Annotated in this window: 28 protein-coding genes; 12 read left to right on the top strand and 16 right to left on the bottom strand. The window is 72.3% G+C overall.

What is annotated here, in order from left to right:
* Window positions 1-40: 40 nt before the first annotated feature.
* Window positions 41-652 (bottom strand): GNAT family N-acetyltransferase, encoded by a 612-nt coding sequence (locus Actob_RS21425; protein WP_284922100.1) that lies wholly within the window; start codon window positions 650-652, stop codon window positions 41-43.
* A gap of 541 nt (window positions 653-1193) precedes the next feature.
* Here Actob_RS21425 and Actob_RS21420 point away from each other — a divergent pair.
* Complete coding sequence (locus tag Actob_RS21420; RefSeq protein WP_284922099.1) at window positions 1194-2039, top strand: slipin family protein; 846 nt, start codon at window positions 1194-1196, stop codon at window positions 2037-2039.
* A 30-nt stretch (window positions 2040-2069) separates the two neighbouring features.
* Complete coding sequence (locus tag Actob_RS21415; protein WP_284922098.1) at window positions 2070-2936, top strand: universal stress protein; 867 nt, start codon at window positions 2070-2072, stop codon at window positions 2934-2936.
* Window positions 2937-3164: 228 nt separating this feature from the next.
* On the opposite strand, the gene Actob_RS21410 is transcribed toward Actob_RS21415, so the two are convergent.
* The 4 genes from Actob_RS21410 to Actob_RS21395 all read right to left on the bottom strand — a co-directional run bounded on the left by Actob_RS21410 (window position 3165) and on the right by Actob_RS21395 (window position 7190).
* Entirely contained in the window at window positions 3165-3344 is a 180-nt protein-coding gene (locus tag Actob_RS21410) for a hypothetical protein (RefSeq protein ID WP_284922097.1), read from the bottom strand.
* Between the two features lie 17 nt (window positions 3345-3361).
* Window positions 3362-4015 carry a CBS domain-containing protein gene (locus Actob_RS21405; protein ID WP_284922096.1) on the bottom strand — a complete coding sequence of 218 codons (654 nt, stop codon included), beginning with the start codon at window positions 4013-4015 and terminating at the stop codon, window positions 3362-3364.
* Window positions 3994-6669: a cation-translocating P-type ATPase gene (locus Actob_RS21400; RefSeq protein ID WP_284922095.1), complete on the bottom strand. Its 2676-nt coding sequence runs from the start codon at window positions 6667-6669 to the stop codon at window positions 3994-3996. The genes Actob_RS21405 and Actob_RS21400 overlap by 22 nt, the downstream gene beginning before the upstream one ends.
* A 128-nt stretch (window positions 6670-6797) precedes the next feature.
* Window positions 6798-7190, bottom strand: coding sequence for an Hsp20/alpha crystallin family protein (locus Actob_RS21395; RefSeq protein ID WP_284922094.1), 393 nt, complete (start codon window positions 7188-7190; stop codon window positions 6798-6800).
* A 153-nt stretch (window positions 7191-7343) separates the two neighbouring features.
* Here Actob_RS21395 and Actob_RS21390 point away from each other — a divergent pair, with 153 nt between their 5' ends.
* Window positions 7344-8141: a universal stress protein gene (locus Actob_RS21390; protein WP_284922093.1), complete on the top strand. Its 798-nt coding sequence runs from the start codon at window positions 7344-7346 to the stop codon at window positions 8139-8141.
* 133 nt (window positions 8142-8274) lie between these two features.
* On the opposite strand, the gene Actob_RS21385 is transcribed toward Actob_RS21390, so the two are convergent.
* A complete protein-coding gene (locus Actob_RS21385; RefSeq protein WP_284922092.1) occupies window positions 8275-8550 on the bottom strand; it encodes a DUF1876 domain-containing protein in 276 nt (91 codons plus the stop codon).
* A 154-nt stretch (window positions 8551-8704) separates the two neighbouring features.
* On the opposite strand from Actob_RS21385, the gene Actob_RS21380 reads away from it, so the two are divergent.
* The gene (locus Actob_RS21380; protein WP_284922091.1) at window positions 8705-10195 is read left to right on the top strand and encodes a bifunctional aminoglycoside phosphotransferase/ATP-binding protein; all 1491 of its coding nucleotides are present in this window, start codon (window positions 8705-8707) and stop codon (window positions 10193-10195) included.
* A gap of 24 nt (window positions 10196-10219) precedes the next feature.
* Window positions 10220-10804 (top strand): DoxX family membrane protein, encoded by a 585-nt coding sequence (locus Actob_RS21375; protein ID WP_284922090.1) that lies wholly within the window; start codon window positions 10220-10222, stop codon window positions 10802-10804.
* Window positions 10805-10912: 108 nt separating this feature from the next.
* On the opposite strand, the gene Actob_RS21370 is transcribed toward Actob_RS21375, so the two are convergent.
* Both Actob_RS21370 and Actob_RS21365 read right to left on the bottom strand, forming a co-directional pair.
* Window positions 10913-11680 (bottom strand): dienelactone hydrolase family protein, encoded by a 768-nt coding sequence (locus Actob_RS21370; protein ID WP_284922089.1) that lies wholly within the window; start codon window positions 11678-11680, stop codon window positions 10913-10915.
* A gap of 44 nt (window positions 11681-11724) precedes the next feature.
* A complete protein-coding gene (locus Actob_RS21365) occupies window positions 11725-12237 on the bottom strand; it encodes an AMP-binding protein (RefSeq protein ID WP_284922088.1) in 513 nt (170 codons plus the stop codon).
* Between the two features lie 136 nt (window positions 12238-12373).
* Here Actob_RS21365 and Actob_RS21360 point away from each other — a divergent pair, with 136 nt between their 5' ends.
* Window positions 12374-13987: an AMP-binding protein gene (locus Actob_RS21360; RefSeq protein WP_284922087.1), complete on the top strand. Its 1614-nt coding sequence runs from the start codon at window positions 12374-12376 to the stop codon at window positions 13985-13987.
* Between the two features lie 186 nt (window positions 13988-14173).
* Here the strand turns inward: Actob_RS21360 and Actob_RS21355 are convergent, their stop codons facing one another.
* Entirely contained in the window at window positions 14174-14935 is a 762-nt protein-coding gene (locus Actob_RS21355) for an SDR family NAD(P)-dependent oxidoreductase (protein ID WP_284922086.1), read from the bottom strand.
* A gap of 87 nt (window positions 14936-15022) precedes the next feature.
* Between Actob_RS21355 and Actob_RS21350 the strand changes: the two genes are divergently transcribed.
* Complete coding sequence (locus Actob_RS21350) at window positions 15023-15871, top strand: helix-turn-helix transcriptional regulator (RefSeq protein WP_284922085.1); 849 nt, start codon at window positions 15023-15025, stop codon at window positions 15869-15871.
* A gap of 130 nt (window positions 15872-16001) precedes the next feature.
* On the opposite strand, the gene Actob_RS21345 is transcribed toward Actob_RS21350, so the two are convergent.
* From Actob_RS21345 to Actob_RS21330, 4 genes are all read right to left on the bottom strand, one after another.
* Window positions 16002-16676 (bottom strand): hypothetical protein, encoded by a 675-nt coding sequence (locus Actob_RS21345; protein ID WP_284922084.1) that lies wholly within the window; start codon window positions 16674-16676, stop codon window positions 16002-16004.
* Between the two features lie 152 nt (window positions 16677-16828).
* Window positions 16829-17113 carry a hypothetical protein gene (locus tag Actob_RS21340; RefSeq protein WP_284922083.1) on the bottom strand — a complete coding sequence of 95 codons (285 nt, stop codon included), beginning with the start codon at window positions 17111-17113 and terminating at the stop codon, window positions 16829-16831.
* A 118-nt stretch (window positions 17114-17231) separates the two neighbouring features.
* Complete coding sequence (locus Actob_RS21335; protein ID WP_284922082.1) at window positions 17232-17711, bottom strand: cupin domain-containing protein; 480 nt, start codon at window positions 17709-17711, stop codon at window positions 17232-17234.
* Window positions 17712-17721: 10 nt separating this feature from the next.
* Window positions 17722-18576: an NAD(P)H-binding protein gene (locus Actob_RS21330; RefSeq protein WP_284922081.1), complete on the bottom strand. Its 855-nt coding sequence runs from the start codon at window positions 18574-18576 to the stop codon at window positions 17722-17724.
* 85 nt (window positions 18577-18661) lie between these two features.
* Between Actob_RS21330 and Actob_RS21325 the strand changes: the two genes are divergently transcribed.
* Complete coding sequence (locus tag Actob_RS21325) at window positions 18662-19360, top strand: class I SAM-dependent methyltransferase (RefSeq protein WP_284922080.1); 699 nt, start codon at window positions 18662-18664, stop codon at window positions 19358-19360.
* A gap of 76 nt (window positions 19361-19436) precedes the next feature.
* Here Actob_RS21325 and Actob_RS21320 read toward each other — a convergent pair whose 3' ends face one another.
* Complete coding sequence (locus Actob_RS21320; RefSeq protein ID WP_284922079.1) at window positions 19437-20291, bottom strand: NmrA family NAD(P)-binding protein; 855 nt, start codon at window positions 20289-20291, stop codon at window positions 19437-19439.
* Window positions 20292-20376: 85 nt separating this feature from the next.
* Here Actob_RS21320 and Actob_RS21315 point away from each other — a divergent pair, with 85 nt between their 5' ends.
* Window positions 20377-21135, top strand: coding sequence for a TetR/AcrR family transcriptional regulator (locus tag Actob_RS21315; RefSeq protein WP_284922078.1), 759 nt, complete (start codon window positions 20377-20379; stop codon window positions 21133-21135).
* Window positions 21136-21300: 165 nt separating this feature from the next.
* Here the strand turns inward: Actob_RS21315 and Actob_RS21310 are convergent, their stop codons facing one another.
* Window positions 21301-22188: an NAD(P)H-binding protein gene (locus tag Actob_RS21310; protein ID WP_284922077.1), complete on the bottom strand. Its 888-nt coding sequence runs from the start codon at window positions 22186-22188 to the stop codon at window positions 21301-21303.
* A 69-nt stretch (window positions 22189-22257) separates the two neighbouring features.
* Between Actob_RS21310 and Actob_RS21305 the strand changes: the two genes are divergently transcribed.
* Window positions 22258-23151: a LysR family transcriptional regulator gene (locus tag Actob_RS21305; RefSeq protein WP_284922076.1), complete on the top strand. Its 894-nt coding sequence runs from the start codon at window positions 22258-22260 to the stop codon at window positions 23149-23151.
* A gap of 7 nt (window positions 23152-23158) precedes the next feature.
* Here Actob_RS21305 and Actob_RS21300 read toward each other — a convergent pair whose 3' ends face one another.
* Window positions 23159-23302, bottom strand: coding sequence for a hypothetical protein (locus Actob_RS21300; RefSeq protein ID WP_284922075.1), 144 nt, complete (start codon window positions 23300-23302; stop codon window positions 23159-23161).
* 165 nt (window positions 23303-23467) lie between these two features.
* Between Actob_RS21300 and Actob_RS21295 the strand changes: the two genes are divergently transcribed.
* Window positions 23468-24646: a flavohemoglobin expression-modulating QEGLA motif protein gene (locus tag Actob_RS21295; protein ID WP_284922074.1), complete on the top strand. Its 1179-nt coding sequence runs from the start codon at window positions 23468-23470 to the stop codon at window positions 24644-24646.
* On the top strand, window positions 24643-25647 hold the full coding sequence (locus Actob_RS21290) for an ATP-grasp domain-containing protein (protein WP_284922073.1): 1005 nt from the start codon (window positions 24643-24645) through the stop codon (window positions 25645-25647). The genes Actob_RS21295 and Actob_RS21290 overlap by 4 nt, the downstream gene beginning before the upstream one ends.
* Window positions 25648-25654: the final 7 nt, after the last annotated feature.

Genomic DNA, 25654 nt, shown 5'->3' with positions numbered 1-25654 from the left:
CGCGGTCCCGAGATCGGCAGGCTCGGCTGAGCCGAGCCGATCAGCTCGGCGTCGTGGGTCCGTCAGCCTCCAGACGTTTCACGGCCATCGACACACTGGCGGGGTCCAGTGCGACAACGGCCTCCGCCAGGCCTTCGCGAATCTTCTCGATCCGGTCGCTGCCCAGCAGGGCGAGCAGTGCCGCCACCGGCCGATTCTCGGCGAGGTAGGAGGCGGTGAAAGTGTGGATCCCACGGTCGAGGGCGGCCTCGGCAAGGATCTCGACCAGGGCAGTGGCCAGACCGATGCGCCGCCATCGCGGGTCCACCGCAACGGCGATCTCCGCACTGGCACCGCCCGTCGCCTCATACCGAGCGACGGCGATCCCCTCCTCAGTCCGCGGATCGCCGGCAACCAGGGCGAACCGTTTCTGATAGTCGACGGTGCACAGATAGGTCAGCAGCGCCGGCGTCAGCGGTGGCGGCGATCCCAGGAAGCGGCGGTACAGGGTATCGGCATCGGCGGAGAGAATGGCACACGCCAGCGGTAGCCGATCCGCCGGCACGATCGGGCGGATCAGCGCCACACGTCCCTCCGCCAGCCGCACTTCCCGCTCGTACTCGCTCGGGTAGCCCGGTGGCACCTCGACGGGATGGATCAGAAACGGCTTCATCGAACTCCACAATGGCTGAGACCGGTCCCGCCCGCCACGGGCCGAGGTAACCGAACGCGCGGGACGGTGTACCCGGTCGCCAACGACTACGCGGATCGTTCACCGCTGCGGTGTCTCTGAGGCACCTCGCCACGACATCGTCGCCGCCGCACCTGGTCCGACGTCGCCGGCGAGCAGACGCTCCGGGATCATTTCCATCGATGTGCGGCCTCGGTCGGGGCAGCTGCCGCCGTGCTGTTCAGCGCCGTTGGGCCTGACAACGCAGTGCCGGATCGCCTCCCCGGACGTCGCAGGCGCTCCGCCCACGAGCGTCACCTCGGCCCTCCTCGCCGCCGCGCGCACAACGGCTGCCGGGCGCTCGCGATACCACAGGTTCCGACTCGGGCACCGGCTTCTTGGTCCCGACAAGCCGGGGCCTCGTTCCCCGCCCACCCGAGACTTTCGGCCCTGGCGGGGACATACCGGACGTTCGACCGTGGAGGTAGGCACGCGCCGCAGTGGGCTCCCCGTCCGCGCCGGCCCGTGTGGAAGGAGCTTCTCGATGAGTACCCCCGCCATCGTCCTGATCATCGCAGCGGCCGTGGCGATCCTGCTGCTGGTGCTGTCGGTGCGGATCGTCAAGCAGTACGAGCGCGGTGTGGTCTTCCGGCTCGGCCGCGTCGTCGGCGCCCGGGACCCGGGTCTGCGCTTCCTGATCCCGATCATCGACATCATGCACCGCGTCTCGCTGCGCATCGTCACCATGCCGATCCAGTCGCAGGGCATCATCACCCGCGACAACGTCAGCGTCGACGTCTCCGCCGTCGCCTACTTCCGAGTCGTCGACGCGGTCAAATCCGTCGTCGCCATCGAGAACGTCCGCGCGGCGATCAACCAGATCGCCCAGACCACCCTGCGCAAAGTCGTCGGGCGGCACACCCTGGACGAGACCCTCTCCGAAACCGACCGGATCAACGACGACATCCGCATGATCCTCGACGTCACCACCGTCGACTGGGGCGTCGAAGTGACCCTGGTCGAGCTCAAGGACATCCAGTTGCCCGACGCGATGAAGCGGGCGATGGCCAAGCAGGCCGAAGCGGAGCGGGAGAAGCGAGCGAAGATCATCAACGCGGAGGGTGAGTCGCTGGCCGCCGCCGCGCTAGGTGCCGCCTCCGACACCATGATGGCCCATCCCCTCGCCCTGCAGCTGCGCAACCTGCAATCGCTGGTCGAGATCGGCGTCGACAAGAACACCACGGTCGTCTTCCCCGCGCCGCTGATGAGCACCATCGGCGAACTGGGCAACTTCCTCACCCACGAGGCCGAGGCCAGCCACCGGCCCCCGCCGGCAACACCGGCCACCAACGGCGGAAGCGCACCCCCGGCCACCCCGGCCCGATCCTGACCGCATTTCGCACACCTGGAAGGTCCCCCGATGAACACCGTCGAACCGGTCCTGGTCGGCACCGACGGCTCCGCGCCGGCACAGGCCGCCGTGCGCTGGGCCGCCGTGGAGGCCCAGCGCCGCAACGCCGCGCTGACCGTGCTCAGCGTGTACGACCCGACCTGGGCCGCCGCGCCGGGACCGCCGCGCCGCGATCTCACCGAGGCGGCCGAAGAGGCCGAAGCCGTCGTGGCCGAAGCCCGAACGGCGATCGGCACACTCGCGCCCTCCCTCACCGTGCACACCGTCGTCGCACCCGGCGACCCCGCCGCCGTGCTGCTCGAGCACGGCCGGGACGCCGGGCTCCTGGTGGTCGGCCACCGCGGCCGCGGCGGCTTCACCAGCCTGATGCTCGGCTCGGTCGGTTCCCGGGTGTCGACCCACGCCCGCTGCCCCACGGTGGTGGTCCGCGGCCGGGCGCTGGCCATCGACGGCCCGGTCGTGGTCGGCGTGGACGGTTCCCCGGGCAGCGATCTGGCCATCAGCGCGGCGTTCGAGGCCGCCCGCCGTCGGCACGGACCGGTGCTGGCGGTGCACGCCTACGCCACACCGTTGCCGCCGGTCGGCCCGGGCCTCGCCCCCATCGCGCCGCCCGACCCGGAGCAAATCGCGAAGTCGCATGTCACCGCGGTGGACGAGATCCTCGCCGGATGGATCGACCGGTTCCCCGACGTACCGGTACAGGTGCAGGTCGCCACCGGTACGGCAGCCGGGCTGCTGGTCGGCGCCTCACACCACGCACAGCTGGTGGTGGTCGGCAGCCGGGGACTCGGCACGGTGGCCGGAACCCTGCTGGGCTCGGTCGGCCAGCAGCTGCTGCACCACGCCGACTGCCCGATCCTGATCGCCCGCCAGTGATCGGGGCGGGATCGCCACCGGCACGGGCGCGCGACGTCCGGCGTACCGGAAAGAAAGTGAGACCATCGGCCCTATCGCGGAACCGCCGCCGGAGGCAGGCTTGACACCGGGACGACACCCGGAGACAGCGCCGGCTTGTCCGATGCACAGACCGCACCCTGGGGCCGACGAACGATCGCGCCCGCACTGGAGGTCCCGGACGGGAACACCGTCCGGGACCTCCGGCGATCAGCGCCCGCGGACGTCACCGGGCGCCGGCGGCAGCCCCAGCAGCGGGCCAAGACACGGGTCGACACGGCGGATCGGTTCCGGCACCCGGTCCCGGCGCACGCCCGGCACCACCCGCCCGGCCGGTGCCGGAACCGGTGTCCACAACGGCACCCCGATACCCTGGATCAGGCAGTTCATGGCGGCCACCTCCCCCTCTACGCAGGCACCGCCGCCTCATCGGCGACAGTGCCGTTCGGGCTCTGCTCCGGCACCCGGACCGCGGCCACCCCGGGAACGGCGCCGGCCAGCAGCGTGACGACCGTGCGCTGCTCCTCGTTGGGGAAACCGCCGGTGACGGTGATGACGCCGGCCGCGGCCGTCGCGGTCCACCGGCCCCGCCGCCCGGCGTAGCCGTCCAGGCGGCGCTGCACGTCCGCGGCCAGCACCCGGTCGTCCCGGACCATCGCCTTCAGGATGTCGCGGCGGCTGACCACGCCGACGAGCTCGTCGTCCACCAGCACCGGCAGGCTGCGCACGTCGTGATCGAGCATCAGCTGCGCGGCGTCGGCGACATCCGCGCCGGGCGTGGTGGTGACCGGGTACTCCGACATCACCTCGACCACGACGCCCGGCCGGAAGCCGGGATGCACCATGGTGTCGGGATGGCGGGCCGGGTCGCTCCGCGGTTCGGCGGGTACCCGGTGCCAGAGCAGATCGCTGTCGCTGACCATGCCGATCAGCCGGTTGTCCGCGTCCACCACCGGCAGGGCGGTGACGGCGTACGTGATCATCAGCTCGGCGGCGCTCTCCACCGGCGCGTCGGCCGGAACGACCTGCGCCGGGCTGGTCATGATGTCGAGGACTCGCATGATGGTGCCTCCTGGTGCGCGGTTCGGGATCCGCGGCGGCGCAGCCACGCGCGGTACAGTTCGTCGACGCCCCACACCAGCAGCGGGAACGGGGCGAGGAACGCCAGTTCGGCGCCGCCCAGCGCGGCCGTGCCGAAAACGGCCTGCAGCGGCGGCAGATAGATCAGGACGGCGGCGAAGACCAGCTCGAAGGCGATCCCGCCGAGCAGCAGCCGGTTGCTGAACACGCCGATGGAGCGCAGCGACGCGTAATCGGTGCGGGCGGCGAACGCGGTGCCGATCTGGCAGGCCACGATCCCGGCGAAGGTCATCGTGGTGGCGCGGTCGTAGTCCGCGCCGCTCAGCGCGGCACCGGGCTGCCAGCCGGCCCGCCACAGGCTCCAGAAGAATCCAGCGGTGACCAGGATCGCCGAGGTGACGCCGAGCAGCCCCCAGGCCCGCCACAGCAGCCGCCGATCGATCACGCCGGCCTTCGGCGACCGCGGCGGCCGCGCCATCAGGCCCGGCTCGGCACGCTCACGGCCCAGCGCGAGTGCCGGCAGCGTCTCGGTGCCCAGGTCGATGGCGAGGATCTGCAGCACCGTCAGCGGCAACGGCACCGCGCCACCGGACAACGCGAAGATCAAGAACGGCACGACTTCCGGTACGGCGTGCGCGAAGATGTACAGCACGAACTTGCGTACGTTGTCGAAGACCCGCCGCCCCGCCTCGATCGCCCGCACGATGGTGGCGAAGTTGTCGTCGGTGAGCACCATGGTCGCCGCCTCGCGGGCCACGTCGGTGCCGGAGCGACCCATCGCCACCCCGATGTCGGCGCGCCGCAGCGCCGGGGCGTCGTTCACCCCGTCCCCGGTCATCGCCACGATGTGGCCCTCGGAGCGCAACGCCTCGCAGATGCGCAGCTTGCCCTCGGGCGACGACCGGGCGAACACGATCTCCTGCCCGTCGCCGAGCAGCCGGTCCAGGTCGGCGTCGCCCATCGCGTCCAGCTCGGCGCCGGTGACCACCCGCTGGTGGCCGTCGCCGATGCCGACCTCGGCGGCGATGGTCGCCGCGGTCGGCCCGTAGTCGCCGGTGATCACGTGCACCCGGATGCCGGCCCGGTGCGCGTCGGCGACCGCTGCCGGTACCGCCGCCCGGGGCGGGTCCACCATCGCGACCAGCCCGAGCAGGGTCAGCCCGGCCTCGGCGTTCTCGCGTCCGGCGGCCAGCAAGCCGGCGGAGGCGACCCGCTGCGCGACCGCCAGCACCCGCAGACCCGCCCGGGCGTACCGGTCGACCGTCGCGGTCGCCTCGGCCCGCACCGCCTCGGTGAGTTCCGCGATACCGCCGGCGTCGAGGACCCGGGTGCACAGCGGCAGCACCGATTCGGGCGCCCCCTTGGTGTACAGCCGGTCGCCGGTCACCGTGGACATCCGCTTGGTGCGCGGGTCGAAGGCGTACAACGCGGTCCGGGCGGCGTCCCGGGCCGCGGCGTCCACCGGCACACCCCGCTCGGCGGCCAGCCGCAGCAACGCCAGCTCGGTCGGATCGCCCCGGTCGGCCGCGTGCGCCGTAGTGCACGTGGCGGCCGCCAGCGCGAGGGCACGCGCCGCCGCGTCCTGCTCGCCGCCGGGCAGCCACAGCTGGGTCACCCGCATCCGATTCTCGGTCAGGGTGCCGGTCTTGTCGGTGCAGATCACCGTGGTCGAGCCGAGCGTCTCCACCGCCGAGAGCCGTTTCACCACCGCGCCGGCCCGGGCCAGCTCGCGCACGCCCGCGGCGAGCGCCAGGGTGATCGTCGGCAGCAGCCCCTCCGGCACGTTCGCCACGATCAGACCGATGGCGAAACTGATCGCCGCCGCCCAGCCGAGCCCGGCCAGCACACCGATCGGCAGGAACGCGACTCCGGCCGCGACCGCCGCGGCCGCGATGATCCAGGTGGCCCGGCGGACCTGGCGTTCCAGCGGGCTCGCCTCGACGCGGCCACGCTGCGACAGCGCGGCGATCCGCCCGATCTCGGTGTGCATACCGGTGTGGGTGACCACCGCCCGCGCCTGCCCCGCCGTGCACGACGTGCCGCTGAACACCAGTTCCCGCGCCTCCAGCAACGGCCCCGGCACCAGGTCGCCGTCGGCGGTCCGGACGGCCGGCGCCGACTCGCCGTTGAGCGCCGACAGGTCCACCGCCACCGCGCCCTCGATCAGCCGGGCGTCGGCACAGACCCGGTCGCCCTCGGTTACCTCGATGACGTCGCCGGGCACCAGCTCCCGGGCGGGGGCTTCGACCAGTTCGCCGTCGCGCAGCACCCGCGCGGACATCGGCAGGAAGGCCGCGAGGGCCTCGACCGCGCGTTCGGCCTGCTGTTCCTGGACGAACGCGAACCCGGCGTTGAGCAGAATGACGGCGACCACGGCCGCGGCCAGCGCGACGGTGTGCCCGAACCAGGCCAGCACCGCGGCGACCATCAGCAGCACCGCGAGCGGCTGGGTGAACTGGGCGAGCAGTTGCCGCGGCCAGTGCCGGGTCTGCCGCCGGGACAGCTCGTTGGGGCCGTACACGGTGAGCCGGCGGGCCGCCTCACGCGAGCGCAGCCCGGTAGGTCCGGAACGCAGGTGCCGGAACAGTTCGGTCGGCGGCTGTCGCTCGTCGACCTCGGCCGGAGCCGTCGTCATCTGGGCCATACCCTCAGCCTCGGCCCGCCCGGCCGGGCGGGGTCAGGGTCCGACGTCCCGGCTCCACGGGACGGACGGCACACCGGCCGGCGCGCCGCGCCGGCCGGTGTCCTCTCGAGACGCCGAGGTCACTTCGCGCTGACCTCGATCTTGCGGCCGGCCGGTTCCGGCCCGACCAGCGGCACCGTGATCTCCAGGATGCCCTTCTCGTAGCTCGCGGTGATCCCGGCCTCGTCGGCGTTGGGCGGCAGCCGCAACGCGCGGTGCAGCATGCCGTACCGGAACTCCGAGCGGCCCGTGCCGGTCTTCTCCTCGTGCCGTTCCGCGTTGACGGTCAGCACGCCGTGCAGCGCGGTGATCTGCACGTCCTTCTCCGGGTCCAACCCGGGCAGTTCGGCGCGCAGCACGTACTCCTTGTCGGTGATCCGGTCCTCGACGCGGATCGCCGGCAGCGGACGCGGGAAGTCGACTTCCAGCCAGTCGGTCATGTCCCCGAACAGACGGGGCAGCAGCGACGTCATTCCTCTCCTCCTTTCCGGCTTGTCCACCTCCATCGCAGCGCGCGCACCGGGCGTCGGGCAGGGCCGGCCGACCGCGGTACGCGGGACCTCATGCCCTGCCCGGTACCGCACAGATGCCCGAGGATCGATGCGATGGAAGGTGAGGGAGAAATCATGCGAACCCCGGCCGTCGTCGTCGGCACCGACGGCACCGAGCCCGGTACCGCCGCCGTCCGGTGGGCCGCACTCGACGCCGATCGCCGGAACCTGCCGCTGCGCATCGTGCACGTGCTGGAGTGGGACTGGGCCGTGTCGCGATACGACGTCGGCGGCCAGACCTTCCAACTGGCCCGGCAGAGCGCCCGGCTCGTCGCCGAGGACGCCGTCCGGGTGGCCCTGCGGGCCGCGCCCGGCATCGCCCTGCGGGCGCAGATCGCGGTCGGTCACCCGGCCGGTCAGCTGCTCAACGCCGCGGTGGACGCCTCCCGACTGGTGATCGGCACCGGCCGCCACGGCCGGTTCGCCGGACTCCTGCTGGGTTCGGTGAGCCGGCGGGTCGCCGCCCGCGCCCACTGCCCGGTCGTCGTGGTCCGGGGCCGCGCCGACCCCGGCACCGGCTTGGTGGCGGCTGACGTGGACGACTCCGGCTCCGTCGACGACGTGTTGCCGGCGGCGTTCGCCGCGGCGAGCGGGTTCGGCACCGAGCTGGTGGCGGTCGGCTCCTGTGCGCCCGACCGGGAGGCCACGCAACGCAGGCGGCTCACCGAACGGCTCGCCCCGTGGGAGTCGAAGTACCCGCGGGTCGCGGTCGAGTTGATGTTCTCGGCCGAGAGCGCCGCGACCACCCTGACCGACATCTCGCACGGCACCCGGCTGATCGTCGTCGGCAGCCGCCGGCACGGCCCGATCCACGGCACCACCGCGTCCCAGCTGATGCGGCACGCCGACTGCCCGGTGCTAGTGGCCCGCTGACCCAGGGTTACCGCGGCAGCACCGCGACGCCGTCGCGAGGCACCGGCATGGTGACCCGCCGCGGCGCCTGCCGGACTTCCGGCCCGGCGGCGGGCCACCGGCATCCGAACACCGAGTTCCCTTCCCCGTCGGGTCAGCTGTCCAGGAACACCGGCCGGTGCACGATGCCCTCGATGTCGGCGGCGGTCACATCCAGCAACTGGTACGCCAGATCGGCCAGCGCCCGCGCGGTGGCGAGCTCGTCCCCGATCTCCGGCACCTCCAGGTCCCGCGGCGCCCGCTGGGCGGTTCCCTCGCCGCGTACCTGCGGGCGGGCCTCGGTGCGCAGCACGGCAACCGCGTGCGTACGCCGCTCGTCCTCGTGCTCGTCGATGGTGATCTCGACCGTCCAGGTCCGCGTGTGCATCATCGCTCTCCCTCCCTGATCGTGCCTCCTCTCCCCATCCAGGCGCACCCCGCCGGACGCGCCCAGTGCTGTTGGTCCCGGACCCGGTTCCGATCAGCCCTACCCGACACCCGCGCGAGCGCCGATGGTGGAGGCAGGAAGCGGAGGAGGCTATGCCATGACCTCGCTCGGCCACCCCGAGGTGGTGGAGACGCCTGCCGCGGTGCTGTTCCTGCTCGGCGAACGGGCCTACAAACTCAGGAAGCCGGTGGAACTCGGCCGCCATGACTTCCGCCGTCGCACCGACCGGTTCCACCTCTGCCACCGGGAGGTACAGCTCAACCGCCGGCTCGCCCCGGACGTCCACCTCGGTGTCACCGACCTGCTCGGCGTCGACGGCGAGCCCTGCGAGCACCTGGTGGTGATGCGCCGCATGCCCGCCGACCGCCGCCTGTCGACGCTGGTCCGGTCGCGTACGCCGCTCGACGACGAGATGCGCCGCCTGGCCCGGGTGCTGACCGTCTTCCACGCCGGCGCCCGGCGCGGCACGGCGATCGACGCGGAGGCGACCCTCACGGAGCTACAGGATCGCTGGGACACGTTGGCCGGCCGGCTGGGTCGATTCCACTGCGGCATGCTGAGCGCCACCGACGCCATCGAGGCCCACCAGCGTGCTCACCAGTTCCTCGCCGGACGCGAATCGTTGCTGGCCGAGCGGGTCGCGCAGGGCCGGATCGTCGACGGCCACGGCGATCTGAACACCGACGACATCTTCCTGCTCGACGACGGCCCGCGGGTACTCGGCTGCCTGGCGTTCGACGACCGGCTGCGCTGCCTGGACGTGCTGGACGACGTGGCGAGCCTGACGGTGGACCTGGAACAGCTGGGCGCACCCGCGCTCGCGGACCATTTCCTCACCGCCTACCTGGCGTTCAGCGGCGATCCGGGCCCGGCCGCCCTGCGGCACCACTACTCGGCATACCGGGCGCTTTCCCGAGCCGAACTCGGCTGTCTGCGCCACGAACAGGGCGATCCGTCGGCGGCCGGCGACGTCGCCGCTCACCTCGGCCTCGCACTGCGACACCTGCGCGCCGGCACGGTCCGTCTGGTGCTGTTGGGCGGCCCATCGGCGACCGGCCGGTCCGGGCTGGCCGGCCGGCTCGCCGATCGGCTCGGCGCCACCGTGCTGTCCGGCAATCGGATCCGGCGGGAACTGGCCGGAATCGACCCGGACGGCAGCAGCGCGTCGGACTTCCGCACCGGGATCTACACCGCCGAGTGGACCGAGCGGACCTACGCCGAGCTGATCTGGCGGGCGCGCCGGCTGCTGGAGCACGGTGAGACCGTGATCCTGGACGCCTCCTGGAGCCGGGATCGGCACCGGGGCCGGGCACGCGAGCTGGCCGGCTGCACACACAGCGAACTGGTCGAGCTGCGCTGTGCCCCCGATCCGGACCGGCCGGCCGGCCGATGGACCGGCTGTGCCCCGGACGACCTCGGCATCCGGCTCGCCGCCGCGGCTGCCCGCGATGCCGACGACTGGCCCCAGGCGCGGACCGTGGACGCCGAAGCTCCGGCGCTGACCGTGCTGGGCGGGACGTTCGGCCCGGACGAGACGGGACATCAGCCTCCGGTGACCATGCGCCCGGCGGCGAATAGTCGTCCATAGAAGTTCATCTGTGAGGAGGAGACCATGACTGCCACCGGCCGCGACGCGGCCACCTCGTTGGAACACGTCCCGGCACCCGGCTCGATGCTCACCCACACCGCCGCCCGCAGCCTCGCCGTGCTGCGCATCGCCCTCGGTTTCGTCTTCCTGTGGGCGTTCCTCGACAAGACCTTCGGCTGGGGCTACGCCACCCCTGCCGAGCGTTCCTGGCTCAACGGCGGCTCCCCCACCAAGGGCTTCCTCGCCGGCGTCGACGTCGGCCCGTTCCAGAGCTTCTTCACCGGCATCGCCGGCCAGGCGTGGGCCGACTGGCTGTTCATGCTCGGCCTGCTCGGCATCGGCCTGGCGCTGATCCTCGGCATCGGCATGCGGATCGCGGCCGGCGCCGGCGCGCTGATGATGCTGCTCATGTGGTTCGCCGAGTTCCCGCCAGCCAAGACCACCGGCGCGGGCGAGGCCACCCACTCGACCAACCCGCTCGTCGACTACCACATCGTCTACGCGCTCGGCGTGATCGTCACCGCGCTCACCTACGCCGGTCACACCTGGGGCCTGGGCCGCTGGTGGGCGAGCCTGCCGCTGGTCCGGCGCAACCCCTGGCTGATCTGATCACATCGCCGCGAGGCGGCGGACACCATCGAGGCCGGCCGCGGCGAGCGGCCGGCCCCATGCCGGTTCAGGCGGCAAACCCGATTACGGTACGCCCACCGCCGCCGCTCACCGTCCGAGAACCTCGCCGAGGAACGCGGTGAGCGCCTGCCAGCTGCGCCGGTCGGCGGTCTCGTGGAAGTACTCGGTGCCGGCGATCGTGTACGCGTGCGGCGCCCCCGAGTACACGTTCACCTGCCAGTCCAGGTCCTCGCGGGTGCGCAGCTCGTCCTGGAACGCGGCGATCGCCGAGTCCGGGACCACCTCGTCGGCGCCGCCGGTGAGCACCAGCAGCGACCCGGTGATGCCGTCCACCTCGGCCGGCTCGTGCACGATCAGCCGGCCGTGCAGCGACACCGCGCCGCGCAGGGCCGCCCCGGTGCGGGCGAACTCCAGCGCCGCCGATCCACCGAAGCAGTAGCCCAGCACGACGATCCGCTCCGGGTCGACGGCCGGGTTCTTGGCGACCTCGTCGTAGGCGGCCCGCACCCGGGCCCGCAGCAGCGGCAGGTCCCCGTAGTACTTGGTGGCCTCGGCGAAACAGTCGTCCTCGGACTCGAAACGCCGCCCGGTGCCGTAGATGTCGGCGGCGAACGCGTAGTAGCCGAGCCGGGCCAGCATCTGCGCCCGCGCCTTCGGGTACTCCCGCAGCCCCGACCAGTCGTGCACGATCACCACCGCCGGTTTCCGCTCGGTGATCGCCGCGTCGTGGGCGACGTAGCCCTCCAGCGGCTGACCGTCGTGCTCGTACGCGACCGTCGCCGTCTCGATCCGGGCACCCGCCCCGGCCGGCACGGTGTCGACAAGCCGCTGATGGACGGCGGAGAGCTCAGGCATGTCAGAAAACCCCTCGATCGACGTACCGAAAACTGGTTTTGATCCTAATGACCGTTCAGAGACCAGCGGGCGGACCACTTCTCGTGCGGCACCCCGATCACCGCGGCCTCGGCCACCGCCGGATGTGCCATCAGCTCGTTCTCCAGCTCGACCGAGCTGATCCACTCGCCACCAGACTTCACCAGGTCCTTGGTCCGGTCGACGAGCCGCACCGACCCGTATCGATCCACCGCCGCGACGTCGCCGGTCTTCAGCCAGCCGTCCGCGGTGAACTGTCCCTCGCCCTCGCCGCGGTGGTACTGCCGCGCCACCCACGGTCCCGCGGCCTGCAACTCGCCGGTCGCCACGTCGTCCCAGGGCAGTTCCTCGCCGGTGTCCGGGTCGGTGATACGCAGCTCGACCAGGGGCGCGGGGACACCCTGCCGGGCCCGGGCGTCGGCCCGCTCGTCCTCGGTGCCGCCGTCGAGATGCGAGCGCGCGCTGCCGACGGTGGCGACCGGGGACGTCTCGGTCATCCCCCAGGCGTTGGCGTGGAACATCGGGACGACCGGGAGCACGACGTCGCGCTCGCCCAGGCCGAACGCAGGGTCAGCGGCCGGTCCTGCATCAGTCCGAGCACGTGCGCCTCCCGACATCGACCGCAACGGTTATTTGGGTCTAACAATCCGCTGCGGGGCGGGTCAAGATGGAGTCGTGGACTCCCCGCTGAGCATCAGCACCGGCCCGGCCGAGCCGCCGCTGCTGGACCGCACGATCGGCACCGACCTGCTGGCCACCGTGGCCCGGCACGGCGATCGGGACGCCCTGGTCGACTGCGCCTCCGGCCGCACGTGGAGCTATGCGCAATTGCGGGCGGTCGTCGACGCGGTCGCGCTGGGCCTGCGCCGGCTCGGCGTCACCAAGGGCGACCGGGTCGGCATCTGGGCGCCGAACTGCCCGGAGTGGGTCTTCCTGCAGTACGCGACCGCCCGGCTCGGCGCCGTCCTGGTCACCATCAACCCGGCGTACCGCACCCACGAGCTGCGCTACGTGCTCCGGCAGTCAGGCATCCGCACCCTGGTCGCCGCGCGATCGTTCAAGACCTCCGACTACGCCGCGATGATCGCCGAGACCCGCGGCGAGTGCCCGGACCTGCGCGACGTGATCCTGATCGGCGAACCGTCCTGGACCGAGCTGACCGGCGCCGGCGACGACCCGGCGGTGCTCGACGAGATCGAGGCCACGCTGCACCCGGACGACCCGATCAACATCCAGTACACCTCCGGCACCACCGGTTTCCCGAAAGGCGCGACGCTCTCGCACCGCAACATCCTGAACAACGGGTACCTGGTCGGTGAGCTGATCGATTACACCGAGGCGGACCGGATCTGCATCCCGGTGCCGTTCTACCACTGCTTCGGCATGGTGATGGGCAACCTGGCCGCCACCAGCCACGGCGCCGCCATGGTGATCCCGGCGCCCGGCTTCGACCCGGCCCTGACCCTGCGGGCTGTCGCCGGACAGCGCTGCACCTCGCTCTACGGCGTGCCGACCATGTTCATCGCCATGCTGCACCATCCGGACTTCGCCACCTTCGACCTGTCCTCGCTGCGCACCGGCATCATGGCCGGCTCGCCCTGCCCGGTCGAGACGATGAAGCAGGTCATCGACCGGATGGGGATGACCGAGGTGTCGATCTGTTACGGCATGACCGAGACGTCCCCGGTCTCCTGCCAGACCCGCACCGACGACAGCCTCGACCGCCGGGTCGCCACCGTCGGCCGGGTCGGCCCGCACCTGGAGGTCAAGGTCGTCGACTCGCACGGCGCGACCGTCCCGATCGGCGAGGCCGGCGAACTGTGCACCCGCGGCTACTCGGTGATGCTGGGCTACTGGGAGCAGCCCGACAAGACCGCCGAGGCGATCGACCCGGACGGCTGGATGCACACCGGCGACCTCGCGGTGATGGACGCCGACGGCTACCTGCGCATCACCGGCCGGATCAAGGATCTGATCATCCGCGGCGGCGAGAACATCTCTCCCCGCGAGGTCGAGGAGTTCCTGCTCACCCACCCGGACATCATCGACGCCCAGGTCATCGGCGTCCCCGACGAGAAATACGGCGAGGAGGTAATGGCCTGGGTCCGGATGAAACCGGGCACGACGCCGCTCGACGCGGCCGGCCTGCGCACCTTCTGCTCCGGCAAGCTGGCCCATTACAAGATCCCACGCTACGTCCGCATCGTCGACGACTTCCCGATGACCGTCACCGGCAAGATCCGCAAAGTCGAGATGCGCGAGATCTCCACCCGCGAGCTGACCGCCTGATCACCCCGCGCTCCGCCGGCCCCGACGGTCGTACCGTGGAGCCGGTCCCGTAGGACCCGGCCGATCGACCGGCCGGCGGTTCGCACCATGCTGCTCACGTCCGCGGCTATCGGCCGGCGGGCTGCGAGCCTGAGCTCAGCGGCGGCACCGAATCGCCGCCGCCCGCCCCGGCCGCCGCCCGTGGGCTCAGGCGCGGGCGCCTCCGTCGACCGGCAGGATCGCGCCGGTCACGAACGAGGCGCGGTCGCTGAGCAGCCAGGCGGCCGCCTGGGCGATCTCGTCCGGTGCGGCCTGGCGGCCCAGCGGGGTGGCCGCCACCAGCCGCTCCACCAGGCCGGGTGAGTGCGACTGCCAGGCGTCGATCATCGCGGTGGCGGTGTTGCCGGGCGCGATCGCGTTGACCCGGATGCCCTCCGGCCCGTAGGTGACCGCCGCCGACTCGGTCAGGCTGTTCACCGCCCGCTTCATCGCCGCGTAGGCGGGCAGCCGCGGGTTGCCGCGCAGGCTGCCGACGCTGGAGTTGTTCACGATCGCCCCGGTGCCCGCGGTGGCCCGGATCGCCGTCACCTCGGCCGCCATCGCCAGCCACACCGCGCGCAGATTCACCTCGTAGAGCAGATCAAAGTCGGCCACGGTGACCTGATCCATCGGGCCGGGCGGGGTAATCGCCGCCCCGTTGTTGAACGCCACGTCGAGCCGGCCGTGCAACGCCACCGCCCGCTCCACGGCGGCCCGCACGCTGTCCGGGTCCGCGAGGTCGCACACCACGTAGTCGGCCACGCCGCCCGCCGTACGGATCTCCTCGGTCACCGCCTTCAGCTGGTCCTCGGTCCGCGCCGCGAGCAGCACCCGGGCGCCCTCACCGGCGAACAGCCGGGCCGCCGCCGCACCGATCCCCCGGCCCGCGCCGCTGATCAGGGCCACCTTGTCCTCGAGCAGATAGGTCATGTGGCCAACCTGCGCCGCCGCGCCGCCCGCGTCCAGGCACCGGCGGTACCTGGCTGGGCCGGCACCGGGTCACGCAGACTGGGTGGCGTGGATCGACGAGAGCTGGCCGGATTCCTGCGCAGCCGGCGGGAGCGGATCAGCCCCGCCGACGTGGGACTGCCGGCCGGCCCGCGCCGGCGCACCCCCGGGCTGCGCCGCGAGGAGGTGGCCCAGCTGGCGTACATCTCCACCGAGTACTACGCCCGCCTGGAGCAGGGCCGCGCCCCGCGCCCGTCCCGCGAGGTGCTCGCCGGCCTGGCCCGGGCCCTGCGCCTGTCGGGCCCCGAGCGCGACCATCTGCACCACCTCGCCGGCGCGCCGCCCGCCCCGCGCTCCGGCCCGTCCCGGGAGGTCCGGCAGAGCATCCTGGACCTGCTGCATCGGCTCCCTCAGGCGGCCGCCACGGTGCTCTCCGCGGGCTTCGAGGTGATCGCCTGGAACGACCTCGCCGCCGCGCTGATGGAGGACTTCTCCGCCGTCCCGCGACGCGACCGCAACCTGGTCCGGCGGGTCTTCCTCGGCCCGCACCGCGACGGCCGGCGCCTCTACGGGCTGTCCGACGCCGATCATTTCGCGACGCGCGCCGCCCGGCGGCTGCGCGCCACGGTGGCCCGGTACCCCGCCGACCCGGAATTGGCCGCGCTGGTCGGTGACCTGCTCGCCGGCAGCGCCCGGTTCCGCGAGCTGTGGGACTCGCACGACGTCTCCGACGAGCCGACGCTGGTCAAGACGTTCCGGCACCCGGTGGTCGGCCCGATCACGGTGAACTGCGACGTCCTCGACATCACCGACCGCGACCAGCGCGTCATCATCTACACCGCGGAGCCCGGCTCACCCGCCGAGCAGTCCCTGCGCCTGCTCTCCGTGATCGGCACCCAGCGCATGCCGGTCGGCTGACCGGGGCTGCGGCCGGCCTCGGGCTGCCTTTCGAACATCTTCGGTTCCGCCGAGGGCCGTTGCGATGTGCCGCGTCGAAATGCCGGCACTCACCTGCCGCCGGTGTGCCTGCCGGACGCGACATCCCTGGCTATCGCGCCGGGAGGTCCAACGGGTTGTCAGCCATCTGCCGCAGATACGAGGCGGCCTGCCAGGCGTCCACCTGTGACGATGGACGGCCGGTGGTCACGGCATCGGCCAGGGCGCGCAGTTCCCGCGGCGGCAGGCGGTCCATGCCACCCCCGCTGAGCGGCAGTTTCACACTGCTGCCACTCGCCGGATCACGTGCCACCAGGATCGGCACCCGGCTGGAGCGGTGGTCGTCGTGGGTGTACGTGACGGTCCCGAGCGTGACGTCCGCGACGGCGAGGTCAACCACGCGGGACCGGAGCGCCCCGCGGACCCGCAGCGTGGTGCCGTCCAGCCAGGCCGCCGCGCGCAGCCACCGCAGGGTGAGGAACAGCCCGAGCAGAGCGAAGCCGCCACCGAGCACCAGCCCGAACCACCCGAACAAGCCGATGTGCGACGGTAGCCACCCGGAGCAGACAGCGATGTCCGGCGGCAACACATCCTCCGGCACCCCGCCGAGACTGTCCGAGTCCACGCACTGGTCCATGCCGCCGAAATCATCGACGAACCGCTCACCGACCACCGCCATCACGGCGAACAACAGCCCACCGGCCATGAACACGGCGCCGACGACCGCACCGAAGACGCGCCCGGCCAGACCAGGACTGCTCGACAACCTCAGCGACCGCTCGTTCATGACCAGGAGAGTAGGGCAGGCCGCCAACTCTCCTGCAAAGCCACGGCGCGGACGGTCGGCGGGCTCGGCCGCGAGGTCACCGTGGTCGACTCTTCCGGCGCGGTGGGCGTCCGCTCGGTCGCGCGCTTGCGCGGTGAGGCCGACGGCGCGGGTCAGTAGAACGGCATCCATCGCCGGGCGGCCTCGTCGTAGCGGGCGACGGTGCCGGCGTCGATCGCGTCCAGCCGCACCCACTCGTCGTCGAGGTTCCACTCGGCGCCGTCGGTCGACATGGCGTACATCGGGCTCGGCGCCCAACTCAGCAGCACTCGGTCGCCGTCGACGTCGGCGGCCCAGCCGAGGAACTCGCGGCCGTCGAGCAAGGTGAAACCGAGTTTCTCGCCTGTCTCGACGCAGCTTCGCAGGGCGTGGCGCAGCGATGCGGGTTGTGCCGTCATGCCACGATGATGCCGCGTACGGGCCAGCCTGGCGGGCTCGTGCGGGCGCGCGCCCGAAGGCACCGCGCCCGCACGCGAACCACCCAGAGATCGGCGGGAGCGCGATGCGCGGCGCGGGTCAGATCCAGATGTTGTCGTGTTCCCGGTAGAAGGCGGCCTTCTCCGGCTCGCTCATCTCGTCGAGGTGTGCCAGTCCCTCGAAATAGCCCTCGCGCGGGGCGCCCGGGGAGAAGTGCAACAGCATCGACGCCGGCTCGCCTGATTTGTTCTTGAAGGCGTGGATACCGCCCGGGGGGACGTGCACCCAGTCGCCGGGCTCGGCCGTGATCCATCGATGGCCGTCATAGATGCTCATGACGCCGGTGAGAATGTAGAACGACTCGGCGATACTGCGGTGGAAATGCGGCTCCGGGCCGGTCACGCCGGGGCCGCACTCCCAGCGGTACAGACCGAACAGCCCGCCGGTCGATTCCCCGGTGGACAGGTAGTGGATCCGGGTGCCGTTCGGATAGACGAGTTCGGGCTTGCTGTCGCTGGGCCGATGGGTCGCCGAGACCTCGCCCTTTTCCCCGTGATACAGCGGCGGCGGATACGTCATGATCCCGAATCTAGCCGAAATCCGCGGCGTGATCGCGGGCCCACTCGGCGAAGGTGCGCGCCGGTCTGCCGGTCACCTGCTCGGCGGTGGGCAGGTCCGCCGGTGGCTCCGGACGGCCGACCGGCGCCGGATCGGGTGTCCCGGCCGAATAGGACCGGAAGCCGGTCAGGAAGTCGGCGGAGGCGGCCGCGAAGCCGCCCTGGGCCAGGTACAGGTCGCGCGCCCGGGCCGGCGTCACCACCTCGAGCCGGATCTGCTCGCCCAGGGCGGCGCCGATCGCCCGGACCCGGTCACGGCAGCTGATCGCGTCGGGGCCGTAGATCGTGTACGCCGCGCCGTGGTGGCCGTCGCCGAGCAGGGCCGCCACCGCCACGTCGGCGACGTCCCGCTCGTGCACGGGCCGCCCGGTCCGGTCCGGGAACGGCTCGCGCACGGTGCGCTCGGCCCGGATCGACGGGCCCCACAGCCACAGGTTGTTGAGCATGAACTCGGCCGGTCGCACGTGGGTCCACTCCAGCCCGGACGCCTCGACCGCTCGCTCCACCGGCAGGTGGAAGTCGGTGTCGTAGCCGGTGGTCACCGCGCCCGAGGAGAGCGTGACCACGCGCCCGACCCCGGCCCGGGCGGCGAGCCGGACGATGTCGGCCGCCGTATCGGGACACGGGAACAGATACATCCGGTCGACGCCGCGCAGGGCCGGCAGGAGCGTCTCCGGCTGGGCCAGGTCGCCGCGGACCGTCTCCACTCCGGATGGTCCGCCCTCCGGACGGCGACTGACCACCCGCACCCCGGCATCGGCTCGCGTCAACTGCTCGACGACCAGCCGCCCCACGTCTCCGGTTCCCCCGGTGACCAGAATTCGCATTCCCCCTCCCTATCTTGCCGTCCGGAAAAGAGCAAACGCGAACAGAGTGTTCGGATATCCCGCGTCACCTGCGAAAATGGCGCTCATGGCAGACGACGAATTGGCGGATCTGCTGGCCGAGCAGATCACCTACTACCGGGCGCGGGCCGGCGAATACGACGCGACCTACCCATTGGACGTGCACGCCGACGCGGATTCCCGGGCCCGGCTGGTGGCCGCCTTGGAGACGTTCGCGCCGTACGGCCGGGTGCTGGAGCTGGCCTGCGGGACCGGCCAGTGGACCGTCGAACTCGCCCGGCACGCCACGAGTGTGACCGCTGTCGACGCCGCGCCCGAGGTGCTGGAGATCTGCCGCCGGCGGGCCGGCGCGCCTCACGTGTACCTCGTCGAGGCGGATCTGTTCACGTGGCGGCCGCGCCAGCGCTACGACCTGGTCTTCTTCTCGGGCTGGTTGTCCCACGTGCCACCGCAGCGGTTCGACGACTTCTGGACGCTTGTCGCCGACTGCCTGGCCCCGGACGGCCGGGTGTTCGTGATCGACGAGTTGCCGGCGGTGGCCACCCAGGAGCGCCCGGCCCCCGGGCAGCCCGCCCCGGCCGTGCACCGCGAGGTCGCCGGCGGCCGGGCGTTCCGTGCCGTCAAGGTGCTCTACAGCCCCGGCGAGCTGCGGGCACGCCTGGCGCCGCTGGGCTGGCACGCGGATGTCGAAACGGTCGGCTGGCGGTTCCTCTGGGCCGTCCTGCGGCGAGACGGGCGGCCGGGCGGTGCCGCGGGCGTACCGTAAATCGGTTTTGATCTTGTTCGGTTGCCGAGCGGCACGTGGGGTGCGATGCCGTGGCGGCGGGCCTGCGACCGCCGGCCTATGCGGTCGTCGCCCGCAGGACGTCCCGCACGGTCCGCGGCCGACGGCCGAGGAGTTCGCCGAGCAGCGGATCGACGCCGGCGAAGTAGCCGCCCCGTGCGGCCCGGTAGAAGCCCAGCAGGAAGTGGACCATGTGCTCCGGCTGCCCGGCGGCGAGCCGCGCCGCGCACCAGTCCCGCTCGTCCATCAGCTGGTGGCGGATGGTCCGCCCGGACAGTTCCGAGGCCAGCTCGGCGATCTCGGCAAAGGTGGGAGCGGCGGGCGCGGTGAGGGTCACCGGGCCGTCGTAGGCGCCGTCGGAGATCAGGACGGCGGCGGCCGCCTCGGCGGCGTCCTCGCGAGCGGTCCAGGACACCGGGCCGTCACCGGGGACGGCGATCACCCCCGTCTCGTGCCAGGGGCCGGCGAGCAACGGCAGGCTGTGGGCGTAGAACCCGTTGCGCAGCGAGGTCCACGGGACACCGGAGGCGGCCAGCAGCTGCTCGGTGACGAAGTGGTCCCGGCCGGGGACGAACGGATTGTCCGGCGCCGAGGCCTGGTGGCTGGTGTAGAGGATGCGTTTCACCCCGGCGGTGACCGCGGCGTCGATCGCCGCGCGGTGCAGAGCCGGCGCGTCAGCCGCCGGGTCGTTGGAGGAGACGAGCAGCAGCTGGTCGGCACCGGCGAACGCCGCCGGCAGGGAATTCGGTTCGGCGTAGTCACCGCGCCTGACCTGGACGCCACGCCGGGCGAAGCGGCCGGCCCTGGCGGTGTCGCGCGCGACCACCACGATCTCGCTCGCGGGCAGGTGTTCGAGCAGGTGATCGACGGTGGCACCGTTGAGGGCACCGGTTGCTCCGGTCACGATAATCATTGATCCGCCTTCTTTGTTATCGGTGGAAACAGACCGACCGTAGCAGCCGCAATCGCCGATAGCAACGTGGTGTTATCGTTGGTTCATGAGTGACGAGGCCAAGAGCCGGGCAGACGTACGGGCGGCGATCGTCGACGCCGCCGCGTGGCTGTTGCGGCACGGCGGGCCCGCCGCGGTGACGACCCGCGGGGTGGCCGAGCGGGCCGGGGTCCAGGCGCCGACCATCTACCGGCTGTTCGGCGACAAGGACGGTCTGCTGGAGGCGGTGGCCGAGCACGTCATGGCCGCGTTCGTGTCCGAGAAGGTGGCGGGCGCGGCGGCCGCCACCGCGGCGGACGTCGACCCGCTCGACGATCTCCGCGAGAGCTGGCGCAAACAGATCGCGTTCGGCCTCGCCAACCCGGCGGTGTTCCGCCTGCTGAGCGACCCCGACCGGGTCGCCGGCTCACCGGCCGCCCGGATGGGCAGGCAGGTGCTACAGGCGCGTGTCCATCGGCTGGCGGCGGCCGGACGGCTCCGGGTGCCCGAGGCGCGGGCGGTCGACCTCATCCAGGCCGCCGGCGTCGGGACCGTGCAGACCCTGCTGGCGACGCCGCCGCAGGTGCGGGACCCGGGCCTCGGTGAGGCGATGATGGACGCGGTGCTGTGCCGGATCCTGACGGACGCCCCGGCCGGGGCGCCGCAGGGGCCCACCGCGACGGCGGTGGCCCTGCGGGCTCTCGCGCCGCGGCTCGGGGTGCTCAGCGACGGCGAGCGGCGCCTGCTGGTGGAGTGGCTCGACCGGATCGCGGACGCTCCGGCGAAGCCGGCGGAGGTCGCGGCGACACCCACCGGCGACCGGTAGGCGGCCGGCGATCTCCCCGTCGACGTGCCGCGGCCGGTGGCGGAGATCATCGCCAGGCACGCCCCGGCCGCCGCCCGGATGAACCACTTCTGCTCACGCCTGTTCGACGGCGATCTTCACGCGGAATATCCGGGCGGTCGCGCCGCCGAGTAGCGGCGACGCGCACTACCGCGCATCGGCGGCCGGCTTGAGGACGCGCTCGCACCAGTCACGGAACGTGGTGGGTGTGCTGTTCTCCGGCGTACGCGGTACGCCGTTGTCCAGACCGGCGTTCTTGGCCACCGCCATCTCCCGCATCCCGGCCGCCGCCGCCGCGGACATGCCGTGGGACAGCAGAGTGGCCTCGAACTCGTCGGCGGGCACGCTCACGTACCGGACCGGCCGGTCCAGCACCTCGCTGATGATCCGGGCCTGATCGGTCCCGGACAGGTCCTCCGGGCCGAGCACCGGCACCTCGCCGTGCCCGGTCCAGCCGTCGTCGAGCAGCAGCCGGGTGGCGACCGTGGCGATGTCGTCGGTGCTGCAGGTGGGCACCCGCCGGTCGGGCGCGAGCACCGACGAGAGCACGCCCTGCCCGATGATCGAGGGAAGCTGGCGCAGCGTGTTCTCCATGAACGACGGGTTGGCGAGGGCACGATAGGGCGTACCGCCGGCGGCGATCAGGTCGTCCATGGCGAGCGCGGCGGTCACGTGGCCGGCCGTACGCTCCCAGGGTGTGCCACGGCCGAGCGCCGAGACACCGACCACCCGGGCGACGCCCTGCTTGCCGAACGCGTCGACGGCCGGCCGGGTGAAGTCGAGGTAGTACCGCCGCAGGTCGTCGACCCGGTGGTCCGGCGGCACGAGCCAGAACACGGCGTCCGCACCGGCACAGGCCTCGGTGATCACGTCGGGCTCGGCGTGCGAGCCGGCGACGACCTCGACCCGCTCGCGAACGGCCGGGGACAGCCGGTCCGGATCCCGGACGACCACCCGGACCGGCTGGTCCCGGTCGAGGAGCTGCTGGACGACCTGACGGCCGATGTTTCCGCTGGGTGTGGTCACTACGAACATGCGATCAGTCAACGCCGGGCACGGCCGACACTGAAGGACCGATCCGGTCGCCATTGATACCGTGGCGGTATGAGTGACCTGGAGGTCCGGCAGCTACGGTATTTCGTCGCCGTCGCCGAGGAGCTGCACTTCGGCCGGGCGGCCGAGCGGCTCGGCATGGCGCAGCCCCCGCTGTCCCGGGCGATCCGCGAGCTGGAGCGGCAGCTCGGCGTCCAGCTGCTGGAGCGGACCACCCGACAGGTCACGCTGACCCCGGCCGGGCGGGTGCTGCTGCGCGACGCCCGCACCGCGCTGGACGCGGTCACCGCCGCCGATCGACGGGCCCGCAACGCCGGGCGTGCGGCGCCGGCGTTGCGGCTCGCGTTCAAACCGGACTACGACGCCGGTCTGCTGCCCCGGATGCTCGCCGAGTACCAGAGCGATCCGGCCGCCGAGCCGGTGGAACTGCTGATGGGCGGCCGTGGCGAGCAGGTGCCGGCGCTCTGGGACGGCCGCGCCGACGTGGCGATCCTGCCGATGCCCTTCGACGAGCGTGGCCTGGACTTCGAGCCGCTGCTGAGCGAGCCGCGCCTGGTGGCGCTCGCGGCCGGCGATCCGCTCGCCGCCCGTACCGAACTGCGTCTGGCCGACCTGGCCGGGCGTGTCCTGCCCGACGGCGCCCACGCCGACGACGAGACCCGCGCGGTGCCACCGGAGTGGACCCGGCCGCCCTGCAAGGACCTGGGCCAGATCTTCCACCTGGTCGAGCTGGGCACCGTGGTCTGGTTCCCGCCGCTCTCGCTGGCCCGGCGGCACCACCGCCCCGGCATCGCGTACCGGCCGGTATCCGACCTGGCACCGTCCACCCTGGTGGTGGCCTGGCCGCAGAACTCGCACTCACCGTCGGTGGCCGCCTTCGTCCGCGCCGCCACCGCGGTCGCCGCCACCCACGCCCCGGACACCGCTCCGCTGACCATCGGCTAGCCGGCCCTCACCCCGAGCGGTCCAGAATCGTCCGGGCCAGCCCGGCGAGCCGGGCTCGCCGCGGGTCGGCCTCGGAGAGCAGCGCCCGGGCCTGTTCGACCCGCAGCCGTCGAAGGAGCCCGTCGTCCACGGGGCCCGCGTCGTGACCCATCCGGCCGACGACGATCAGTTCGCACGGATCCACAGTGCCCCGGCCGGCCCGGTCCCCACCCCTGCCGGGCTTCGCCGCCACCGGACCTGCGACCGATCGTGCCGACTACGCCGAAGGCTCGACCGGCGACGGTTGCGCGGCAGGTTGGCTGGGCAAGTGGGTGGCGTGGCATCTGTGACCGGGCTCGGGCCCGCATTGGACATCGACGCACGGCTGACCGAGATCGAACGGCGGGTGGACCTGCTGCTCAACCTCACGCCCGTCAACGCGGCCGAGGCCTGGGCGGATTTCGAGCGCAGTGACTTCGGCACCGTCCCCACCCTGCGGCTGCGGCCGCTGGAGTTCGAGCCGGACCTGGTGCGGCGGGAACTGTACGACCTCGCCGTCGAGGACGTCACCGACCCCGCGCTGCACACGCTGTTCCGGACCAAGCGGGACGAGATCGCGCGGCAGATCACCGCCCTGGAGGACCGGGACACCACCCGGTTCGTGCACGGGTCGCTGCAGCTCTACGGCGGGGTCACCCCGGCGCTGGTGGCGGCCGCTGAGCAGCTGCTGGCCACCATCCCGGCGCAGTCCCCCACCGCGCCGGCCGTCACCGCCGGCGCGTTCGCCGAGGCGGCGCGCGAGGAGTTCCAGCGGTACCGGGCCGTCTACCCGGACTTCCCGGTCAACGTGGACGTCCGGGAGGACATCTCCGAGCTGATGGTGTCGTTCGGCCGGCTGCTGATCCCGGCGAACGCCTCGTTCCGGGCGGACCGGGTGGAGCCGCTGCTGCACCACGAGGTCGGCACCCACGTGGTGACCTACCAGAACGGCGCCCGGCAGCCGCTGAAGCTGCTGACCATCGGCCTGCCCGGCTACGACGAGACGCAGGAGGGTCTCGCGGTGCTCGCCGAGTACCTGACCGGCGGGCTCGATCCGCGGCGGCTGCGGGTGCTGGCGGCACGGGTGGTGGCCGTCGACCAGATGATCTCCGGGGCCGGTTTCCTGGACATCTTCGAGTCGCTGCGCAAGAAGCACCGGATCCCGCGCCGGACCGCCTGGATCATCGCGATCCGGGTGGTCGTCGCGGGCGGTTCCGCCAAGGACGCGATCTACCTGCGTGGCGTCAGCCGCCTGCTGGAGGCGTTCGCCGACGGCGTCAGCCTGGACGCGCTGCTGGTCGGCAAGCTCGCCCTCGATCATCTTCCGCTCGTTCAGGACCTACTCGACCGCGGAGTGCTGCGGAAACCCTGGATCCGGCCGCGCTGGCTGGAGGCGCCCGGTGCTCCGGAGCGCCTGGAACGGCTGCGTGCCGGCACGTCCATCACCGACCTCTACGAGGGAGAGAAATCCGCATGAAGCTCGCGTTTTTCGTCAATGACGTCGCCGCTGAGATCGACGAGTACGCGACGACCCGGCTCGCCCTGGCGGCGAGCCGAGGCGGTCACCAGGTCTGGTATCTCGGGGTCGGCGACGTCGAGCTCGGTGAGAGCGACGGGCGGCTGGTGGCCCACGCGCATCCCGCGCCGTTCCGCGCGGGTGACACCCTGGCGAGCTTCCTGGGCGCGGTCAAGGAGCACGAGGCCGAGCGCCTCGTGCTGGACGACCTCGACGTCCTGTGGCTGCGCAACGAGTCGATCGACGACCTGCAGCAGCGGCCGTGGGCGAGTCCGCTCGGCGCGGTCTTCGGCCAGATGCTCAAGGACCGGGGTGTCACCGTGGTCAACGACCCGATGTCGCTGATCCGCGCCACGAGCAAGCTCTACCTGGAGGAGTTCCCGGAGAAGATCCGGCCGCGCTCGCTGGTCACCCGGGATCCGGCGGCGATCGGACGGTTCGTCGCCGAGGTCGGCCGCAGCGTGGTGAAGCCGCTGTACGGCGCGAAGGGCCGCAACGTCTTCCTGGTGCCGAGCGCGGCGGAACCGAACCTCGCGCAGATCACCGAGGCGGTGCTGCAGGACGGGTACGCCATCGCGCAGGAGTTCGTCGACGGCGGCGAGCACGGCGACGCCCGGATCTTCCTCCTCGAGGGCGAGCTGCTCGTGCACGACGGCAAGGCGGCCGCCTTCCGCCGGGTGCCGACCGGCAACGACCCCCGGGCCAACATCAGCAAGGGCGGCCGGATGGTGCCGTTCGAGATCGGCGAGGTCGAGCGCGGCGTGATCGACGCGATGAGCGCCAAGCTGGTCGCCGACGGCATGTTCTTCGTCGGCATCGACCTGATCGGCGACAAGGTGGTGGAGATCAACGCGGAGAGCCCGGGCGGCCTGCAGAGCATCGAATGGCTCTACGACATCGACGCCTGCGTCACCGTCATCGAGGCCCTGGAGCGCCGCCGGGCCGTCGACCTCGGCCGATGACAGTCGG

This window comes from Actinoplanes oblitus, assembly GCF_030252345.1.
Lineage (GTDB): Bacteria > Actinomycetota > Actinomycetes > Mycobacteriales > Micromonosporaceae > Actinoplanes > Actinoplanes oblitus.
This window is presented reverse-complemented; position numbering and strand designations above follow the sequence as displayed.

What these genes read in the sequence shown, in the direction of transcription:
- Actob_RS21405 (WP_284922096.1), bottom strand. Translation starts at nt 4,015, where the DNA reads ATGCGAGTCCTCGACATCATGACCAGCCCGGCGCAGGTCGTTCCGGCC.
- Actob_RS21330 (WP_284922081.1), bottom strand. Translation starts at nt 18,576, where the DNA reads ATGCGAATTCTGGTCACCGGGGGAACCGGAGACGTGGGGCGGCTGGTC.
- Actob_RS21300 (WP_284922075.1), bottom strand. Translation starts at nt 23,302, where the DNA reads ATGGGTCACGACGCGGGCCCCGTGGACGACGGGCTCCTTCGACGGCTG.
- Actob_RS21340 (WP_284922083.1), bottom strand. Translation starts at nt 17,113, where the DNA reads ATGACGGCACAACCCGCATCGCTGCGCCACGCCCTGCGAAGCTGCGTC.
- Actob_RS21325 (WP_284922080.1), top strand. Translation starts at nt 18,662, where the DNA reads ATGGCAGACGACGAATTGGCGGATCTGCTGGCCGAGCAGATCACCTAC.
- Actob_RS21420 (WP_284922099.1), top strand. Translation starts at nt 1,194, where the DNA reads ATGAGTACCCCCGCCATCGTCCTGATCATCGCAGCGGCCGTGGCGATC.
- Actob_RS21410 (WP_284922097.1), bottom strand. Translation starts at nt 3,344, where the DNA reads ATGAACTGCCTGATCCAGGGTATCGGGGTGCCGTTGTGGACACCGGTT.
- Actob_RS21390 (WP_284922093.1), top strand. Translation starts at nt 7,344, where the DNA reads ATGCGAACCCCGGCCGTCGTCGTCGGCACCGACGGCACCGAGCCCGGT.
- Actob_RS21380 (WP_284922091.1), top strand. Translation starts at nt 8,705, where the DNA reads ATGACCTCGCTCGGCCACCCCGAGGTGGTGGAGACGCCTGCCGCGGTG.
- Actob_RS21415 (WP_284922098.1), top strand. Translation starts at nt 2,070, where the DNA reads ATGAACACCGTCGAACCGGTCCTGGTCGGCACCGACGGCTCCGCGCCG.
- Actob_RS21375 (WP_284922090.1), top strand. Translation starts at nt 10,220, where the DNA reads ATGACTGCCACCGGCCGCGACGCGGCCACCTCGTTGGAACACGTCCCG.
- Actob_RS21335 (WP_284922082.1), bottom strand. Translation starts at nt 17,711, where the DNA reads ATGACGTATCCGCCGCCGCTGTATCACGGGGAAAAGGGCGAGGTCTCG.
- Actob_RS21355 (WP_284922086.1), bottom strand. Translation starts at nt 14,935, where the DNA reads ATGACCTATCTGCTCGAGGACAAGGTGGCCCTGATCAGCGGCGCGGGC.
- Actob_RS21425 (WP_284922100.1), bottom strand. Translation starts at nt 652, where the DNA reads ATGAAGCCGTTTCTGATCCATCCCGTCGAGGTGCCACCGGGCTACCCG.
- Actob_RS21370 (WP_284922089.1), bottom strand. Translation starts at nt 11,680, where the DNA reads ATGCCTGAGCTCTCCGCCGTCCATCAGCGGCTTGTCGACACCGTGCCG.
- Actob_RS21385 (WP_284922092.1), bottom strand. Translation starts at nt 8,550, where the DNA reads ATGATGCACACGCGGACCTGGACGGTCGAGATCACCATCGACGAGCAC.
- Actob_RS21290 (WP_284922073.1), top strand. Translation starts at nt 24,643, where the DNA reads ATGAAGCTCGCGTTTTTCGTCAATGACGTCGCCGCTGAGATCGACGAG.
- Actob_RS21315 (WP_284922078.1), top strand. Translation starts at nt 20,377, where the DNA reads ATGAGTGACGAGGCCAAGAGCCGGGCAGACGTACGGGCGGCGATCGTC.
- Actob_RS21400 (WP_284922095.1), bottom strand. Translation starts at nt 6,669, where the DNA reads ATGACGACGGCTCCGGCCGAGGTCGACGAGCGACAGCCGCCGACCGAA.
- Actob_RS21320 (WP_284922079.1), bottom strand. Translation starts at nt 20,291, where the DNA reads ATGATTATCGTGACCGGAGCAACCGGTGCCCTCAACGGTGCCACCGTC.
- Actob_RS21345 (WP_284922084.1), bottom strand. Translation starts at nt 16,676, where the DNA reads ATGAACGAGCGGTCGCTGAGGTTGTCGAGCAGTCCTGGTCTGGCCGGG.
- Actob_RS21310 (WP_284922077.1), bottom strand. Translation starts at nt 22,188, where the DNA reads ATGTTCGTAGTGACCACACCCAGCGGAAACATCGGCCGTCAGGTCGTC.
- Actob_RS21395 (WP_284922094.1), bottom strand. Translation starts at nt 7,190, where the DNA reads ATGACGTCGCTGCTGCCCCGTCTGTTCGGGGACATGACCGACTGGCTG.
- Actob_RS21305 (WP_284922076.1), top strand. Translation starts at nt 22,258, where the DNA reads ATGAGTGACCTGGAGGTCCGGCAGCTACGGTATTTCGTCGCCGTCGCC.